The organism is Psychrobacter sp. WY6 (assembly GCF_018448495.1).
Taxonomy (GTDB): domain Bacteria; phylum Pseudomonadota; class Gammaproteobacteria; order Pseudomonadales; family Moraxellaceae; genus Psychrobacter.
The window spans coordinates 118,686-135,542 of the sequence record NZ_CP049902.1; the positions used below are offsets into that span (position 1 = coordinate 118,686).

Below are 16,857 nucleotides of genomic sequence, written 5' to 3' on the forward strand. Positions count from 1 at the left end.
GCACTCGTATAGCCTATTCGGCAACGACTCTATTTGCCTGCTCACCTTACTAAAAATTGACTATTTTATCTATATTTACATCAATTAAATTTATGCTGCAGACCTAAACCAGTCGTTATAAGGCTCATTTATAATCAAACTGCTGCAATATAGGAGGCTCAAAAGTAGCAGATAAAAAAATACCCAAATGCGCGAGCATCTGGGCAGGAGGAAAGGTATGTCTTTGGTATCCTGATGAGTCAGGCTTTTTGTTTTTTAGTCGAACTGCTATTCTCTTTTTTTGGTAAAAATCTATCTGAGACAATCTCGATAGTGATGCTATTAAAACGGTACTACTATTAAGCTATTAAAAAGATAAGAGCAAATATAAAAAAATCTTATTGGTAAGACGCACTAGTCGCTTTTGGCATGATTATCCATAAAATTATATAAATTAAGATGCCAGGTACTGCTGCACTTAAAGATGAGATAATCACGAATAATACTCTCACCCAATTTGGTGACCAACCAACGTATTCGGCAATGCCGCCCATCACACCTGCTATCATGCGATTGTTCTGTGAGCGATGTAGTTTTGCTAGTTTAGCCAAATCAAATACCTCTCTATCATTTCTATTGTTATTTAAAACTCTGCTTTTTACTTTTTTTCTTCTATTTTTATGCTTTTTTCCGAGTCTAGTTAGGAAGTTGCTTAGCCTTCTTAACTTATGAATAAGTATAGCAACTATTTAATATTCATCTGTTGAACGTATAGACGTACTTTGTGAGTTTATGCTAACCAAGCTTGCCCTAATCTGTCATAAAACCTCATAAACTGCTGATTTTAAATAGTTATTTCAAAATGTTTCACGATTAGCTTTATTACTGCCATATTACACATGTTGTTACAAATCCAATATTTAGCCATTTTCAGCACATAGATATTGTGTAGATGGAACTTCAGAAATGGTGAGATAGTCAAACAATCACAGTTAAATTAATAACTTGGTCATATTTTTATCAGAAAAAAGTCATATAAAAAAACACCCTTTTACAATAACCTACCTGTAAATCGCCTTAAACCTTTATAACATGCTGGTAAATAACAGATATTCCAGCAGTCTATCGATAAAATTAGTGCGATGAAGCATGACTAAAAATTAAGGAAAGCTATGTACGAGTCAGGATTGATGATTGGACATTTTGAGCCACTACATTTAGGTCAAATGCGCAGTATATTGGCTGCGGCAGGACAAGCGAAAACCTTGCATATTATCATTATGGCGCATCCAGCACCGCATCCAGATTTTGACATTACTTTGCAAGACAAAGCACGTTGGCTACAGATGGCGTGTGCTGATTTACCATTTATCCAAATTCATACCACTCATGAGATTGAGCTACCGCTACATGATAGCTTCGTTGATGTGACAATCGACATTCCTGCCAGCAATGCCAAACTACAACGTTTGACGACAGCGCTCGACTTACCAGCAGATACAGCCTTGTTTGTCGCAGAAAACCACCCATTGGCGCAGAGTGATGTCTATGAGCGATTATCGATACCAGTCGTCACGACCCCGTTACAGCCTGAGTTTGATTCTTATGCCATCGCTCGTAATCCAGTCGCGCATTGGTCAGCTATTCATCCCCAAGCGCGCGGCGACTATACCAAAACGGTGGCGATTGTTGGCGGCGAAAGTTCGGGTAAGACCACATTGGTGCATAAACTGGCCAATTATTATGGCGCCAGCTTTGCTTTAGAGATGGGACGCTTATATGTCGGTACAGATTTGGGTGGTAGTGAAGTCGGTCTACAATACAATGACTATGGTCCGATTGCCCTTCAGCATGCTCAAGCTATAAGAGATGCGGCGGCTAATGCGACCGCTTCTGTCACCATCGTTGATACCGATTTTGTGACCACTCAAGCATTTGTGAAGAATATGAAGGTCGCAGCCATACTTTTGTGGCGGCTTGTATCGATGAGTTTCGCTTAGATCATACCATTATGCTGGATAACAATACGCCGTGGATTGATGATGGCATGCGCTCATTGGGCACGCCTGAGGCGCGTGGACGCTTTGAGCAACGTCTCGTCGATATTTTTGCTCGTCATGATATCACCACACATGGTTGATCAGCCAGATTACGATGCGCGCTATCAGCAAGCGCTGCTACTTATCGATCAGTATGTTTATGGCAGATAGAGGAGATGGTAAAAATAGCGATGGCAAGAATAGCGATAATACAAAAATAATATGATACTAAAAATAAAATAAGAACTCATTGTAGTTTTAATACTTTAAGGAAAAAGGCTTTATGCGTATTCAGCTATTAGATAATATTACTGGAAAGTGGGCGATGCAATGGATTGTCACTTGGTTCATTTGCGGGGTGATAGCATTATCCGCAGGTTTTGGCTCACGACAGAACACACCACACTTGATATGTTTTATTTGGGCGTGTCTTTCGTTGGTTTGGTCTGTGTGGTTTCGCTATCATTTCGCAAAAACGTCATGGGCAACGGGTTGGGAATGGCAGCGACTGCGGGAGAAGTCGTCGTGCAGGCGACGTCTGGTGCAGTCGGTTTGATGCTCGCGCCGCTCTTTAATTTTTTCACCCATGTCTACGGTATTTTTTATTGGTCAAAACATACCGATCCTGATGGCGACATGATACCAAAGGCGGCGAGCAAAGCGGTTTGGTTGATTACCGCTGCCTTTATTATTATTGGTCTCGCACTTTTTCCCACGGTAAATGATTTACTCGCCAGCTATGGCTATGCAGTGGTTGAAGATGATATAGTAAATTCCTAGGATTTATCTCCTTCTTTTGGATCAACGTCATTGCTTTTGTCCTCTCCATTACTGCACAAGCCGCGATGATTTTGCGCTATTCATTTAACTGGTGGTTATGGATTATCGTTAACTTTGTCTGGCTCATCGTCAATCTAATGTCGGGCAATTACATTTTTGCCATTCAAACCATGATATATCAAATAAACGCCTTTATTGGTTTGTATGAATGGCAGCGCAGTGAACAAGGTTAACGGTTATCTTGTGTGACGCATAAGCGCTGATATCTCAAAAGAATAAAACCAAAGATCTCGCAGATATTGGCAAACATGTTGATAGCGCTATAGGTTTTGACTGTGGCGTCTATCAGATAATGTGGTGGACTGGCTCAATTAGTGCTACAACTGATAGGAGAGATTTTTCAATTCATCTAACACGGAGGTTAGTATGTCTCGTACTCAGCAAAAACGCCTATCTAAACGCACACTTGAGCAATGGCTTAGTGAATATTCTGTCAGTCATCAAAACCTAGTCAATAAAAAATCCATTGGCTATGCGTTCCTACTATATTTGTCAGCCTGTTAGGCATGGGCATGTCGCTATCAGTTTGGTTTACCTTGGTACTCAGCGCGTTGGTATTGTTATTTTATATGCGTCTGTCCACGCCGTTGTTCTTGGCGATGGGAATGTTTATTCTTATTTGTTTGTCAGTAATGGCATTATTACCATGGGGCTTTAAGGTTTGGGCAGCTATTTTTGTGGTTGCTTGGATTGGACAGTTCATCGGTCATAAAATTGAAGGCAAAAAACCCTCATTTTTTGAAGACTTACAATTTTTATTAATTGGTCCAGCATGGGTAGCTAATAGCTTGATGGGTCGTAAAAAAAGCCAAGCCTAACTATTTATCCTTGATAGTATCTTTAAGATTAGTATCTTTAAGCTCGGTATCGTTAGAATTAGTACCTAAAAAACCACTATCTAAAACTGATATCTTGACTCAAAAAAGCACCGCTCAACAATCCGTTAAGTGGTGCTTTGTATGTTAAGCTATCAAAGAACAAATTATGAAAAATAAGCTATCAAAAAAATTTATTGACTGTAATTAATTACTCTAACTTTCAGAACAATAACACTGTAAATATAGCGTCAAATAGCCACAGCAGAACCTTTTACTTCAAAATAGAGCCATTCATTTTAGAATAGAACCAACAGCACAAATTCAGCCTATTCGCCCGATAGTTAATACGCGACAAGCTTTTACGCAATATACTGTAGAAATTCTTCATTACGCGCCATCACCGACAGATACAGCACTGGCTGTCCCGTCCTAAACGTTGAGTTGGATTTTTCTGATCGACACATTGACTTGATCGAAGAAGGATATGAGTTGGTCGAGTATTAAGAGCTGCAAGATTCCAGCGACCAAGCAAAACGGCTGGCGCTGACTCGTTATTCGCTCTGTGCCAATCCCGATTATCTGAGCAGAATGGGATTACTTGAGACGCTAGCAGATTTGAGAAATCATGAGTTTTTACAATATGGTCTGGGCAAAAGAAGCAACCTATAGCTGACCGATAAATAAGGCAGAAGGCACAACCACACGACTCATGCCAAAATTAATGCCGCTAATGCTGAGTTTTTGGTAGATATGGCCGTCAAAGGTCAGGGCATTACCTTTATACAAGGTCAATATCTGAATACAGTGTCGATATTTGCTCACGCAAATAATATCACATGTCTATCACAGTCGAATTATCGCTTATAGCCTTACCGAATCCAGCAATCTTAGTTACTTATGCGCCTTACTCAGTGATAGCAGAAATGACACCAATCAGTTTTTTGGTCTTATATCTTGCTTCTGCTAGTACCATCTTATTCTGCGCTACCACGGTCAATACACACGGCTTACCGATATAGTCAGTTTTGACAAATAGCATATTCCCAGCAGTGGCTTCGACAATAGTGATGTCGCACTTGCCCTGCTTCATTTGACTCGCGGATGAATCGCTCAGCGCTGATAGCGTGCTACTCATCGCCGCAAACTTGTCCGTTTGATTGCTCAATTCACTGATCGAAAAGCAACTAATGGGAAAGCCATCTGTGGTGCATAAGCTAACCAATATGACTTCTCTATTGGCATCACACAATGCTTTCATGTGGCTTAACAACGCTATTTTTGCTGGTGATTTTTCGTCTAATTTTTCTTTTAACATAGTCATATCTGGCATTAGTCTTGATTATTAAGGGTATTAAATAATGACAACAGAGACACGGCGGACTCTCTGTTTCTAGGATCTGTATGGAGCACAGGTGCCACCACGTTATGCTGCATCAACATCACTCTTATTTCTTGTCCCAGTGCTGAAAGGCTATCTTTGTCAGCATCCTCGCAATGAGTGATACCAATGATACACGTGGTCTGATTTTTTTCTGGCGCAAAAAAGTGTAACAGCTTATCTAAATTGGCATAATCGGGTGTCTCGCCATATCTAATCAAAATGAGCAATCCCCATAGCGACTGATTGACGAACTCCCATAAAAAAGAAAAACGCTCTTGACCTGGCACACCGTAAATACCTAGCGCCATATCGTCAGACAGAGTGATGCGCCCATAATCGATGCCGACCGTCGTGTACTCTTTACCGATATCGATACTAGATTTTGCTTCTGTTTCGATGGGGCTTATCTCGCTTAGGGTTTTGACCAACCGAGTTTTTCCAGCACCTACTTCACCAATGATTGCTAGCTTCTGATAATTCAATTTTTTACCTCATTCCTAAGAATTTTTTGATCGCACCATAAAATTTGTTAGGCTTTTTCTCATTTACGGTTTGCTCATGTATCGGTGCTGCCTCTGTGACACTCAATAAACCTAAACGATCAAACTCTCTGATAATCTGTGTGACTTGATGATGGCTGCCAAAATCACCACTGTCCGCTAGTGCATTAAACGAATAAGGCTTTTTAGTCAATTTGATACACAGGTTCATAATCATTTGCGGCTGGCTTTCATTGTTGAGATCAGGCCATGCCAGCAATCTTAAATCCTTACCTTCATAATACTTTTCAAGCACCGTATCAGATTTTTTTATATCAATAAACGGTTGAATACGTCTTTGTTGAGACTCATTAAAGCTGTTTAACACAGCGCTATTATTCTCAATGAACGCATTAAAAAAGTTATCTTGATCCACAAAGTCAAACACGCTCACAGCCCAATTATTAAAGCTGCGTTTGATCACGCGCACATCCAAAAACACCCAAAGATCTTCATGTCTAGGATCAGAAGCTATCTTACTCATTAACTTGTCTACTTCCAGATAAGGGCCTTCTAGCACTTGCAGATACTGACCTTCACGGTAAGAGATGATACCCGTAATTTGCGATTTTGGATTGTGCTTACGAGAGACGCTAACGATGTCTGATAATCCAGTAGGCATTCGAATAGTGCGATCACTGATAGGCACTCTACTGACGTCTACATACCGTAGCGGTGGTCATTATATTCCATATATTAGACTCGATGACGCTTACCCCTAACCACTCATGAACAAAAAACGACCGTTGGGTAGGAAAAAATAAAAACATCGAATAGTCATGCGGATTTAAAGTTTAAAACCCCAACTCTTGACACTAAAATGCCATTGATCGTTGAATCACTCCAAGCAAAAAAACAAGGAAAAACGATGCCCGATTTACTTATAAAAAATGCCCAATTACCCAATCATAAAAACTTGGTCAATATCAGTATAAGCGGCGCTTATATTGAGAGCATTGACGATATTTCGGAAAAAACTGAACATGATGATGCGCCAAGAGCAATTTACGATGCTAAAGGTTACTTTGTCTGTGCAGGATTCTATGAGAGCCACATTCACCTTGATAAAGCCTGCATCCTTGATCGCTGTACTATAGAGCAAGGTGATTTAAACGAGGCTGTTGAAGAAACAGGTAAGGCTAAAAAGGATTTTACGGAAGTAGATGTGTTTAATCGTGCTTCACGAGTGATTGAGATGGCGATTAAAAAAGGCACCGTTGGTCTGCGCACCTTTGTTGAAACAGATTCAAAAACAGAGATGCGTGCCTTTAATGCCATCAAAAAAGCCCGCGATACCTATGCATTTGCCATCGATATAGAGATTTGCGCCTTTGCGCAATCAGGATTGACCAATGACCTGCATACTTATGAGCTACTAAAACTGGCATTGTCGCAAGGCGCTGATTTGGTTGGCGGATGTCCATACAAAGATGAGAATCCTCACAAGCATATTGAAATGGTATTTGACTTGGCTGAGCAGTTTGACGTCGATGTTGATTTTCATCTGGATTTTGATCTGGATCCACAAGGCTCGAGCATTCCAAAATTGGTTGAAGAAACCATCAAGCGCCATTATCAAGGTCGCGTGTCTATTGGTCATGTGACTAAATTATCGGCGATGGACAAAGACAAACGTATGGAAATGGCTGCGTTACTGAAATTCGCTGACATTACCTTGACGGTGTTACCAGCCACCGACATATTTTTGAATGGGCGTGATTATGATGCGCTCATTCCTAGAGGTATGGTCAACGCCAATGAGCTATTAGCAATGGGCATCAATACGACTATTTCTAGTAATAATATTTTAAATGCTTTCACGCCTTACGGTGATGCCTCACTGATTAGAATGGCAAATATGTATGCCAATATCACTCAATTAGCAAAAGATGAGCAGATAGCGGAGGTATTCGATATGATTAGCAAAAATGCAGCGAAACTTTTGTCACAGCAAACGGAGATTAAAGTAGGAGCACTGGCTACCCTAGTCATATTAGAAGCGAAAGACGCGGTAGAAGCGATTAGAATCAATTCGCAAGCCATCGCAGGCTTTAAGCATGGCAAGCAAAATTTTTGCAATGAGGTCGCTCATATTTGCTTTGAATAACTTGAGTTACTTGAATACTCTTTAATTGAGCACATTCAGTCAATTGAAAGATATATCCTATCAATGCGCCAGCATCTTTATCATAAAACATAGGCTTAAAATGATAAAAGCGTCACCCAACTATACGTTGAATGACGCTTTTCATAACGGTTTTTTTACTATTTACTATAGCTTTAACATCATGGTTTAAATACTTTCATATGCAGATAAGCTTAGTCTAAGGTTTGCACACCGCCGCCATTCACAAATATGGTTTGACCACTGACCCACTCAGATAGCGGTGCGGCAAAATACAGCATAGCACCAGCGATATCATCAGCTTCACCCAAACGTTGAATCGGCGTATGCTCTAGCATTTTCTTTTCGATTTCTGGTGTTAGTACGGTTTTTAACGCATCAGTACGCGTGGCACCAGGGCCAACCGCATTGACGCGTACCTCAGGGCCAAAATCATGTGCCAAGTTCGCCACCATATGATTGACAGCCGCTTTTGATCCCGCATAACCACTCATGTTCGGGCTTTTATTGATACTCGACATCGAAGTGGTAAATACAATCGAGCCATAACCCGACGCTTTCATATGTGACACACATAATTGCGACAAGCGCCAGCCACTAAAAACATTCAACTCAAAATCACGGCGAATATCATCGACCGATGCTGTGGCTGGGTTTTCACGACCGCCGCCACCGCCACCCGCATTATTGATTAAAATATTGACAGTGCCAAATTCAGCGACTACCTTGTCTACCATAGCGACCAAATCTTCATCTTTCAAGATATTACATTCGACTGCCAAGCCTTTGACACCATACACTTCGATATCCTTGACCGCAGCCTTTGCATCTTCTAGTTTTAAATCAGCGATAGCGATATTTGCCCCAGCTTGTGCTAGACGTAACGCCGTTGCTTTACCAATACCATTTGCACCACCCGTCACAATTGCGGTTTTTCCTGACAGATCAAACAATTCATTAAATGCTCTATGTTTGAATTCTTGCATAATTATTCCTTATTATCATCATGTTTATAGATGGATTATTTGTTGTTATATTCGTTTAAACGATCTATATAATTATGCATGATTGAACTGAGCCTAATGTGTCAAATTGACCACCTTTTGTAACTTAGTTTTGACGCTACAACTTTTAGTAATCTATGTCGTGAATTCCGTCGATAGTAACTTAGAATGTCATCGAAATATTCTCAAGAAACAATGACAACCCTTAAAATTAGGACAAAAAAAAGCCTCACGATAAAGTGAGGCTTTGATGCTTTTTCAAGCCATATTTGGAGCGGGAAAAGAGATTCGAACTCTCGACCCCAACCTTGGCAAGGTTATGCTCTACCACTGAGCTATTCCCGCTGATTATCGAATTGTAGTGTTGTTAACAACAACTCCGTCTCGATAGGCTGGCTATTCTATCAGATATTCTAACCCTGTCAACCTCATTTTTAACGTTTATTTCCAATATTATGTCTTTAACTCGCTATTTATTGATGTAATTATCATAAATAATTGATTTAGCGATAATTATTTATTTAAAATAATATCAGTTATTTTTCAGAATAATGTTAGAAATCTAAAGCTCTGTCCTTGTAGGTAGTATCTCATTGCCTATGAGACTATTTTTTGACTGAGATTTATGCCGCCTATCAAGTTAATAGCGAAAAATAGATTTGTTGGTGTCAACGTCCCTCTCACTTACAATCCTACGTTGTATTGTTACTTTTCCTGCATTGGTTTTGCCTTAGTAACATTATTATACTTATGCCTAATGACAGTTCGGGTAAAATTTTACTGTTGAGGTCACGTAGCAAGCATAGGTAGAACATCAATAAAAAATTGCCTTATTTGCTGCTTTAACTCTTTATTCCACAAAAAATTTAATACGAGTCATTTGAACGATAATCACTTTAACGACAACCGCTTTATTATTAATAGCCGCTTTGTTTTATTTTATTTTTTATCATTTACAGCGAGGATGTTTATTATGAAAAAATTACTGACCAGCACCGTAATGGCCGCTTCATTGTCGGCACTAGCCCTGACAGGCTGTACCAGCACCACCAGTACTGGGGCCGTTGGCGTTGACCGTCAGCAGCTATTACTGGTTTCTAGTGAGCAGGTTTTGCAGCTGTCTGCACAGAGTTATGCCAAAACGTTGCAAGAAGCAAAAGCGCGCGGCGTGTTAGATACCAATAAGGCTCAGCTTAATCGCTTAAAGAACATTGCTAATCGTTTGGTCGGTCAGGTCGGCGTCTACCGTCCAGATGCGGCGAAATGGCAATGGGAAGTGCATACGATTAAATCTAATGAGCTGAATGCCTTTGTGGTGCCGGGTGGCAAAATCATGTTTTACTCGGGTATCATTGACCGCCTGAATCTCACCGATGACGAGATTGCGGCTATTATGGGTCATGAGATGTCACATGCGCTGCGTGAGCACTCACGTGAACGCCTCTCACGCCAATATGCTACACAGACTGGTATCGGCGTGGCTGCTAGCATCTTTGGACTGTCACAAGGTCAAGCTGAGCTTGCCAACGTCGCTGGTGATTTGGGACTGAGCCGTCCGCATAGTCGCACACAAGAAGCTGAAGCCGATCAAATTGGTTTAGAGTTAATGGCACGTGCTGGCTATAATCCGCAAGCAGCGGTTACCTTATGGCAAAAAATGCAAAGCGCTAGCCAAGGTGAGCCACCGCAGTTCTTAAGCACTCATCCGACCAGCAGCAATCGTATTGCTCAATTGCAATCATTGATGCCTAAAGTGATGCCGCTTTATCAAAAAGCGCGTCGCTAACGAGATTGTTAGATTTCATGCTTTGAGTAAATGGCTGTTACTTATAAAAGCAGAGTACACATTATAGATTGTGCTCTGCTTTTTTATGCTGGTAGCTAACAGGTACCGCTACTTGCCATGACTGGCTATTATTTATCGTCATTAAGACAGTATGTTAAAAACAATATCTTTCATTGCTATATTTTTTAGAAACAGAATAGCTCAAAAGTGTAATCACTTACAGGCACACGCCACTTAATAGCAGGCTTTACCGCTAATAGCGTCTGCTATAATGGGTATTATTTGCAATTCACAAATTGCTAAGTATGATACCGCCAAGTACTATTAGGCAAAATATATGGAAAGATCATTATGAGTAAAACACCGACCGCTGATGCCCTCAATGCTGAGCTACAAGCGTTGCAGCTGCAACATATAGAATTGTTGAATGAGTCAATGAATCATTCTGGTTATTTTGATGGTAAAGAAAGCCATTTTAAGCTTACGATTGTTAGTGATGCTTTTGAAGGCAAAAGATTGGTCGCACGGCATCAGCTTGTATATGGACTGGCAAACTCCTTATTAACCTCGCAAGGCGGTCAAATCCATGCTTTAGCGATTCATGCTTACACCCCAATAGAATGGCAAGGTCAAAGCCCTGATAGTCCGTTATGTGCTGGACAAAACAAGGGCTAATAAGGAACTATTGCGAAGGTAGTATTTTCCATACCATAATTACATGTAACCAGTAAGCGCTGAAACTGCACCTTTAAAGGAAATAATATCTCATGAAACATCTACATATGCTCATGGCTGTATTGCTCATTGCCCTGTTTTTATATCAGAGCTATTTGGTATTAAGCTCAAACAAGCAAGCGCCACGCGTGGTCAAAATCTCTTCGCACATTCTCTATGCCCTCATTATTGTGTCAGGGGCAGTCATGCTAATGCAGCTGATGAGTGCCAATGCACCCATACAATGGGTATTTGCAAAAGTAATCTTACTCGTTGCAGCTATCAGTGCCAGTATCAAAGCGTTTAATAATAACGCCACATCTAGCCAAGGAAAGACCGGTATTCTTATTGCTGGAGCGGCATATGTGGGCATTGTGGTACTTGCCTTTGCTAAACCCGGCAACTTATTTTAATAAACATATAACATTTTGATTGCACAAATACTTATATTACTAGCATTGAAAATATTTAATAATTGCTATATTTTCAATATCTTAATCCCATTATTTTTGCTATCTTACATAAATACAATCGCCTTAACCTAGCCTAATGGAGCCACTATGAAAACTCTTACTGCAGCGACACTACTGGCGACAGCTGGCATTTTTGGTCTCTCAGGCTGTGCCTCGACGGGTAATGTCACGCCACAATATGTGCCGCCAAGCACGTATCAAAGTTACGATTGCCAAGCCCTTAGTCAAGAATATACCCGCGTCAATCGCTATGTCGACGCGGCGCGCAACGAGCAATCAACTTTATCCGCCTCAGGTGTCGGGGTTGGGGTTTCTGCAGGGCGTTGGGGCATCTCCCCTAATATTAGCTTTGGCGTGGGCAAAAGCAACAATACCAAGGCGCGCGATGCAAAATTATCACGGCTCTATGGCGAGCGTGATGCCATCATTCAATCCGCCCGCATTCAGCGTTGTAGCTTTGCCAATGGTGTTAAGATTTATGGCGAGTAATGTGTGATAGGTTATGTTTGATAGATTATATTTAATAAGTTAAGTTTGATAAGTGAGGTTTAACCGCTCAACTCTTTGATGACTTTAGATAGTGTTTGTTATAAAAAAGCCAGCATGCAATAAGCACACTGGCTTTTTTATAATCATAATTCGTTAAAACTCAAGAATGTAAGCTTTGTACCCACTGAACAATTTGATCGCTAGGTAACGCACCTGACTGCCGTGCTATCTCTCTACCATTTTTAAAAGCCACCATGGTTGGCAAACTGCGAATATTATAAGGTGCCGCCGCTTGCTCATATTTATCGGTTTGTATTTTGGCAAACACTACTTGTGGCAGTTGAGCCGCTGCGGCTTTGAACTGCGGTGCCATCATTAGACACGGCTGACACCAACTCACCCAAAAATCAACGATGGTCAAAACCTCATTTTTTGAATGACTTTACGAACCGTTTGGGCGTTTAGTTCATGAGGGCTACCCGTTAATAACGGCTGACCACATTTGCCACAATTTGGCGCAGCACTAAGTTTGGCCGCTGGTATGCGGTTGGTTGCCTGACAATGTGGGCAGACCAGATGAGAGTTTTGCTCACTCATTATAAGACTCCTATACAAGTAGCATGGGTGTTGGTCGATCAAAGTATCCAATACCCATGCTTGATTATGTATTTATGACAATAAATCTAGCGATTTTTTAACGCTTGCAGGTATTCATCCCAAGCATTTTATACAAAGGACAAAATCGGAAGAGTCCTGTGAGTAAAGGCACTAAGCCAATCACGCCCCACCAGCTTTGAAAATACAAACCCAAGCCGATAATCACAACACCCGCGATGATACGTAGTAAACGCTCTGTACTGCCGATATTAATTTCCATGGTTCAATCCTTAAGTGTGAAGGCTTAATGGTAAAGGAGTAATATAGCCATGTGTTTACGGTAAAGACTAGCATTATGATGGCTTATACTCGTATTGTGCTTACGTAACGTTAGGCATGTTTATAATATTTGCTTATTCTGATGTCTGCTTATCCTGATATCTGTCTTATTGTCCAAGTACATTAATCGGTACTTTGAGATAACGGGTACCATTGTCTTCTGGCTCTGGGAAATGACCTGCATCGATGTTTACTTGTACCGATGGAATAATTAGACGCGGCATGTCAAGAGTGGCATCGCGGCGCTCACGCATTTGCACAAACTCTGCTTCATTGATGCCATCTTTGACATGGATATTGCCCAGTTTTTGTGCAGCGACAGTCGTGGTTGGACAGTGCTGGCGACCCTTGCTTGGATAATCATGGCACAGATATATTATCGTATCTTCAGGGAGCGCAAGGAGCTTCTTGACTGAGTGGTACAGCGTCTTGGCATCCCCACCTGGAAAGTCACAGCGAGCCGTCCCGACATCAGGAGCAAATAAAGTATCACCAACAAAGACTACGGTCTTTTCATCATCAGTAGCAATATAGGCCATATCTGCGGGCGTATGACCTGGTACATACATGACCGTAATAGTAATATTGCCAAGCGCCAAAGTATCGCCCTCATCCGTTAGAATATCGAACTGGCTGGCATCGGTGCGAAAACTGGTATCAAAGTTGAATATTTGCTTAAATATTTTTTGCACTTCGGTGATATGTTGACCGATTACCAACTGCCCACCGAGTGTATCTTTGACATGTATCGCGGCGGATATATGGTCAGCATGCGCATGAGTCTCTATGATGTAAACCAGCTCCCAACCATGCTCGCGGACGAACCCAATCACCTCATCGACGCTAGTAGTACTCGTGCGCCCTGACTTAGCATCAAAATCCAACACAGGATCGATGATGGCACAGACTTGTTGTTGAACGTCCGCGAGTACGTGAGTATAAGTTTCTGTGTCGCTATGTAAGAATGAATGAACTTGCATGGCTACCTCTTTGCTTTTAGATGAATATTTTATTTTTTGATAAATTGTTCAGTATAATATGCACCAGCTTCTACTTATCGTATTGACCGCCACATATTTATCAACGATGCATACCAATATAGCAACGATTTAACATTTTATCAATTTATATAATGTAAATAATGATAACTTGCTATCCGTGGCAATATCATTGATAATTAATCTTATCTTAGCTATTAATCCTAAATTTTTTATTATGTCTTATATAAGGAGCTTGCTCTGACTACTTCTACTTCAGCATTGAGCACCTCGACTACCAGCATTGATGATGCGTCATCTAGCGTAGCAGACTTTGCCCCTAAAGACCTTGCTGAGCAAATGCAGCAAGCGTCCATGCAAGCCAGCCAACTATTAAAGTCGCTTTCACATCCGGATCGCTTATTACTCTTATGTCAGTTGACTCAAGGAGAATATTGCGTCAGCGAGCTCGAAAGCTTAGTCGGTGTTGGTCAGCCAAGCTTGTCACAGCAGCTTGGTATTCTACGCAAAGATGCGCTGGTGACGACCCGCCGCGAGGGTAAGCAAATCTATTATAGTATTGCCAGTGACGATGCCTTGGCGGTGTTACATTTATTGTATGAACGCTTTTGTGCCAAAACTGACAGCTAGCTTATTGGCTTGAGTTTTGAGCATCACTTGTCAACCTAATTTTTCAGCATTACCTTGTGAATTTAGCGCTTAGCTGTAATTAAATTTTCTTCTATTAAATTTTTTCTACTATAGTCGGTTCACTATAGTTTAGATACAAGGAAGGCAAGCGAAAGTACTACAAATAGTAGACTAAGCGAGCCTGACACCGTATCTGATTTATATAGCATTGACTATATATTGTGATGACATATTGCTATGCCTTCTATCGCCGCTCGTCTGATTCCTGCTTGGTTGCGTCAATACCAGCTGTCTGCCTTGCCAACTGACGTTGTTGCTGGGTTGGTGGTTGGGGTGCTCGTCATTCCACAAAGCTTAGGTTATGCGGTATTGGCAGGATTGCCACCCGTCTATGGACTCTACGCGGCCATCGTTCCCGTGTTGGTCTATGCATGGATAGGCTCGAGTAATGTGCAAGCAGTAGGGCCTGTCGCTATTACTGCGATTATGACAGCCAGCAGCCTGCATCCTTATGCTACAGAGGGCTCTCAGCAGTATATATTGATGGCAAGTTTGCTGTCATTGATGGTTGGTACGATGTTATGGCTAGCAGGGCGGCTCAAGCTTGGCTGGATTATGCAGTTTATCAGTCGCGGCGTTTCAGCAGGCTTTATCAGTGGTGCAGCCGTATTGATTTTTGTCAGTCAGCTTAAATATCTGACTGCGATTCCTATTGCGGGAAATAACTTAATCGGTTATCTATCAAGCATGCAAATGTATGCACGCCAGCTACATCCACTAACCTTAGTTATTGGCGTCATTGCCTTTGCACTGTTGGTGGCCAATCGCTACGGTAGCAAATGGCTATGGAAATCCTGGTTATCAGTGTCTTATGCCAAATGGGCTGAGCGACTATTTCCGCTTATTTTGCTCGGTATTGCGATTGTTTTGAGCATCAGCTTACACTGGACCACGAACGGCGTGGCCACGATTGGTAGTATTCCACAAGGCTTACCAACCTTTACCCTGCCCTATGTACCAGACTTCGGTGAAGCGCTTAATTTATTGCCTAGCGCAGGTTTGATGGCATTGATTATCTTTGTCTCTAGCAGCTCCGTCGCCAGCAACTATGCACGCCTGCGCGGTGAGACTTTTAACGCCAATAGTGAGCTGACTGGACTGGGGCTTGCTAATATGGCGGGCGGTTTCTTTCAAAGCTTTACCGTCGCTGGCGGCTTTTCGCGCACCGCTATCAATGCCGACTCAGGGGCCAAAACACCAGTTGCAAGTTTAGTAACTGTGCTGGTCATGATTGCTGCTTTAATCGCTTTTGGCAATGTACTCGCACCACTGCCCTACGCTTTATTGGGTGCAACCATCATGGCATCGATCATCGGTCTCATTGATATAGCAACCTTGAAATCGGCATGGCAACGCGACCGCCTAGATGCGGCCAGCTTTTTGGCGGCATTCATCGGCGTATTGATATTTGGATTAAATACTGGCTTGGTGATTGGTTTGATGGTGTCGTTTGCTAGCCTCATTTGGCAATCGAGTAAACCGCACGTCGCCGTTGTTGGTCAGCTAGCTGGCACAGGGCATTTTCGCAATAAAACCGTCACGATGTGGTGACCTTTAGCAATTTATTGATGCTGCGTATCGATGAGAGCTTATTTTTTGGCAATAGTGAATCTGTCCATCGCAGGGTCATACAAGCCACTCAGCAATATCCAGAAGCGCATGAGATTATTCTTATTATGTCAGCGGTCAATCACATTGACTTGACCGGACAAGAGATGCTTATCAGTCTTAATCAAGAGCTGTTGAACCAAAATAAACATTTAAACTTTAGCTTTATTAAAGGGCCAGTAATGGACATCATCGAGCATACTCCGGTCATTACCACCCTCTCAGGTCAAGTTTATTTAAGCACGATGGATGCGGTAAATGCGCTAAAAGATATCTAATCGGTCTGTGAGACATATGTTGCTCAATCAAGCATAATTATTATTATGCTGTGACAAAATATATAGATAAAAGCTGTGTTATGCTAAATTGGTATAAGCCCTTAAAAAATACAGCCTTTAGAAGAGATACCTAAAGTACAGCCTTTATAAAATGGCGCTT

At 41.5% G+C, this 16,857-nt stretch carries 15 protein-coding genes, 1 tRNA gene and 4 pseudogenes; 11 read left to right on the forward strand and 9 right to left on the reverse strand.

Annotated features, from left to right (window positions below):
• Positions 1-377 precede the first annotated feature (377 nt).
• Positions 378-590, reverse strand: a complete 213-nt coding sequence (locus G7Y90_RS00595) for a PspC domain-containing protein (RefSeq protein WP_250163118.1) — start codon at positions 588-590, stop codon at positions 378-380.
• A 561-nt stretch (positions 591-1,151) separates the two neighbouring features.
• On the opposite strand from G7Y90_RS00595, the gene nadR reads away from it, so the two are divergent.
• From nadR to G7Y90_RS00615, 4 genes and pseudogenes are all read left to right on the forward strand, one after another.
• Complete coding sequence (nadR, locus tag G7Y90_RS00600; protein WP_250163119.1) at positions 1,152-1,979, forward strand: multifunctional transcriptional regulator/nicotinamide-nucleotide adenylyltransferase/ribosylnicotinamide kinase NadR; 828 nt, start codon at positions 1,152-1,154, stop codon at positions 1,977-1,979.
• Positions 1,949-2,119: a hypothetical protein gene (locus tag G7Y90_RS00605; RefSeq protein WP_250163120.1), complete on the forward strand. Its 171-nt coding sequence runs from the start codon at positions 1,949-1,951 to the stop codon at positions 2,117-2,119. The genes nadR and G7Y90_RS00605 overlap by 31 nt, the downstream gene beginning before the upstream one ends.
• Positions 2,120-2,301: 182 nt before the next feature.
• A pseudogene (gene pnuC / locus G7Y90_RS18305) lies at positions 2,302-3,031 on the forward strand (nicotinamide riboside transporter PnuC).
• Positions 3,032-3,224: 193 nt separating this feature from the next.
• Positions 3,225-3,676 (forward strand): annotated as a pseudogene (locus G7Y90_RS00615) (Mpo1 family 2-hydroxy fatty acid dioxygenase).
• A gap of 904 nt (positions 3,677-4,580) precedes the next feature.
• Here the strand turns inward: G7Y90_RS00615 and G7Y90_RS00620 are convergent.
• From G7Y90_RS00620 to G7Y90_RS00630, 3 genes are read right to left on the reverse strand one after another with little or no spacing between them, the layout of a single operon-like run.
• Positions 4,581-5,006: a roadblock/LC7 domain-containing protein gene (locus G7Y90_RS00620; protein WP_250163121.1), complete on the reverse strand. Its 426-nt coding sequence runs from the start codon at positions 5,004-5,006 to the stop codon at positions 4,581-4,583.
• Positions 5,006-5,539, reverse strand: coding sequence for a GTP-binding protein (locus G7Y90_RS00625; RefSeq protein WP_060491787.1), 534 nt, complete (start codon positions 5,537-5,539; stop codon positions 5,006-5,008). The genes G7Y90_RS00620 and G7Y90_RS00625 overlap by 1 nt, the downstream gene beginning before the upstream one ends.
• A gap of 4 nt (positions 5,540-5,543) precedes the next feature.
• A complete protein-coding gene (locus tag G7Y90_RS00630; protein ID WP_250163122.1) occupies positions 5,544-6,245 on the reverse strand; it encodes a BLUF domain-containing protein in 702 nt (233 codons plus the stop codon).
• Between the two features lie 219 nt (positions 6,246-6,464).
• Between G7Y90_RS00630 and G7Y90_RS00635 the strand changes: the two genes are divergently transcribed.
• Positions 6,465-7,703: an amidohydrolase family protein gene (locus G7Y90_RS00635; protein ID WP_250163123.1), complete on the forward strand. Its 1,239-nt coding sequence runs from the start codon at positions 6,465-6,467 to the stop codon at positions 7,701-7,703.
• Between the two features lie 212 nt (positions 7,704-7,915).
• Here the strand turns inward: G7Y90_RS00635 and G7Y90_RS00640 are convergent, their stop codons facing one another.
• On the reverse strand, positions 7,916-8,707 hold the full coding sequence (locus tag G7Y90_RS00640) for a glucose 1-dehydrogenase (protein ID WP_250163124.1): 792 nt from the start codon (positions 8,705-8,707) through the stop codon (positions 7,916-7,918).
• 288 nt (positions 8,708-8,995) lie between these two features.
• A tRNA-Gly gene (locus G7Y90_RS00645) sits at positions 8,996-9,070 on the reverse strand.
• 628 nt (positions 9,071-9,698) lie between these two features.
• Between G7Y90_RS00645 and G7Y90_RS00650 the strand changes: the two genes are divergently transcribed.
• The 4 genes from G7Y90_RS00650 to G7Y90_RS00665 all read left to right on the forward strand — a co-directional run bounded on the left by G7Y90_RS00650 (position 9,699) and on the right by G7Y90_RS00665 (position 12,187).
• A complete protein-coding gene (locus G7Y90_RS00650; RefSeq protein ID WP_045453551.1) occupies positions 9,699-10,511 on the forward strand; it encodes a M48 family metallopeptidase in 813 nt (270 codons plus the stop codon).
• Positions 10,512-10,862: 351 nt separating this feature from the next.
• Positions 10,863-11,186 carry a BolA family protein gene (locus G7Y90_RS00655; protein WP_250163125.1) on the forward strand — a complete coding sequence of 108 codons (324 nt, stop codon included), beginning with the start codon at positions 10,863-10,865 and terminating at the stop codon, positions 11,184-11,186.
• Between the two features lie 92 nt (positions 11,187-11,278).
• Complete coding sequence (locus G7Y90_RS00660; RefSeq protein ID WP_250163126.1) at positions 11,279-11,638, forward strand: SirB2 family protein; 360 nt, start codon at positions 11,279-11,281, stop codon at positions 11,636-11,638.
• Between the two features lie 147 nt (positions 11,639-11,785).
• Positions 11,786-12,187 (forward strand): hypothetical protein, encoded by a 402-nt coding sequence (locus G7Y90_RS00665; protein WP_045444098.1) that lies wholly within the window; start codon positions 11,786-11,788, stop codon positions 12,185-12,187.
• Between the two features lie 160 nt (positions 12,188-12,347).
• Here G7Y90_RS00665 and G7Y90_RS00670 read toward each other — a convergent pair.
• From G7Y90_RS00670 to G7Y90_RS00680, 3 genes and pseudogenes are all read right to left on the reverse strand, one after another.
• Positions 12,348-12,784, reverse strand: a pseudogene (locus G7Y90_RS00670) (thioredoxin domain-containing protein).
• Between the two features lie 97 nt (positions 12,785-12,881).
• Positions 12,882-13,064 carry a YgaP family membrane protein gene (locus G7Y90_RS00675; RefSeq protein ID WP_045444095.1) on the reverse strand — a complete coding sequence of 61 codons (183 nt, stop codon included), beginning with the start codon at positions 13,062-13,064 and terminating at the stop codon, positions 12,882-12,884.
• A 166-nt stretch (positions 13,065-13,230) separates the two neighbouring features.
• The gene (locus G7Y90_RS00680) at positions 13,231-14,103 is read right to left on the reverse strand and encodes an MBL fold metallo-hydrolase (protein ID WP_250163127.1); all 873 of its coding nucleotides are present in this window, start codon (positions 14,101-14,103) and stop codon (positions 13,231-13,233) included.
• 279 nt (positions 14,104-14,382) lie between these two features.
• On the opposite strand from G7Y90_RS00680, the gene G7Y90_RS00685 reads away from it, so the two are divergent.
• Complete coding sequence (locus tag G7Y90_RS00685) at positions 14,383-14,751, forward strand: ArsR/SmtB family transcription factor (RefSeq protein ID WP_319020723.1); 369 nt, start codon at positions 14,383-14,385, stop codon at positions 14,749-14,751.
• A 237-nt stretch (positions 14,752-14,988) separates the two neighbouring features.
• Positions 14,989-16,697, forward strand: a pseudogene (locus G7Y90_RS00690) (SulP family inorganic anion transporter).
• The last annotated feature ends 160 nt before the right edge of the window (positions 16,698-16,857 follow it).

What these genes read in the sequence shown, in the direction of transcription:
- nadR (WP_250163119.1), top strand. Translation starts at nt 1,152, where the DNA reads ATGTACGAGTCAGGATTGATGATTGGACATTTTGAGCCACTACATTTA.
- G7Y90_RS00620 (WP_250163121.1), bottom strand. Translation starts at nt 5,006, where the DNA reads ATGCCAGATATGACTATGTTAAAAGAAAAATTAGACGAAAAATCACCA.
- G7Y90_RS00635 (WP_250163123.1), top strand. Translation starts at nt 6,465, where the DNA reads ATGCCCGATTTACTTATAAAAAATGCCCAATTACCCAATCATAAAAAC.
- G7Y90_RS00640 (WP_250163124.1), bottom strand. Translation starts at nt 8,707, where the DNA reads ATGCAAGAATTCAAACATAGAGCATTTAATGAATTGTTTGATCTGTCA.
- G7Y90_RS00650 (WP_045453551.1), top strand. Translation starts at nt 9,699, where the DNA reads ATGAAAAAATTACTGACCAGCACCGTAATGGCCGCTTCATTGTCGGCA.
- G7Y90_RS00655 (WP_250163125.1), top strand. Translation starts at nt 10,863, where the DNA reads ATGAGTAAAACACCGACCGCTGATGCCCTCAATGCTGAGCTACAAGCG.
- G7Y90_RS00660 (WP_250163126.1), top strand. Translation starts at nt 11,279, where the DNA reads ATGAAACATCTACATATGCTCATGGCTGTATTGCTCATTGCCCTGTTT.
- G7Y90_RS00665 (WP_045444098.1), top strand. Translation starts at nt 11,786, where the DNA reads ATGAAAACTCTTACTGCAGCGACACTACTGGCGACAGCTGGCATTTTT.
- G7Y90_RS00675 (WP_045444095.1), bottom strand. Translation starts at nt 13,064, where the DNA reads ATGGAAATTAATATCGGCAGTACAGAGCGTTTACTACGTATCATCGCG.
- G7Y90_RS00680 (WP_250163127.1), bottom strand. Translation starts at nt 14,103, where the DNA reads ATGCAAGTTCATTCATTCTTACATAGCGACACAGAAACTTATACTCAC.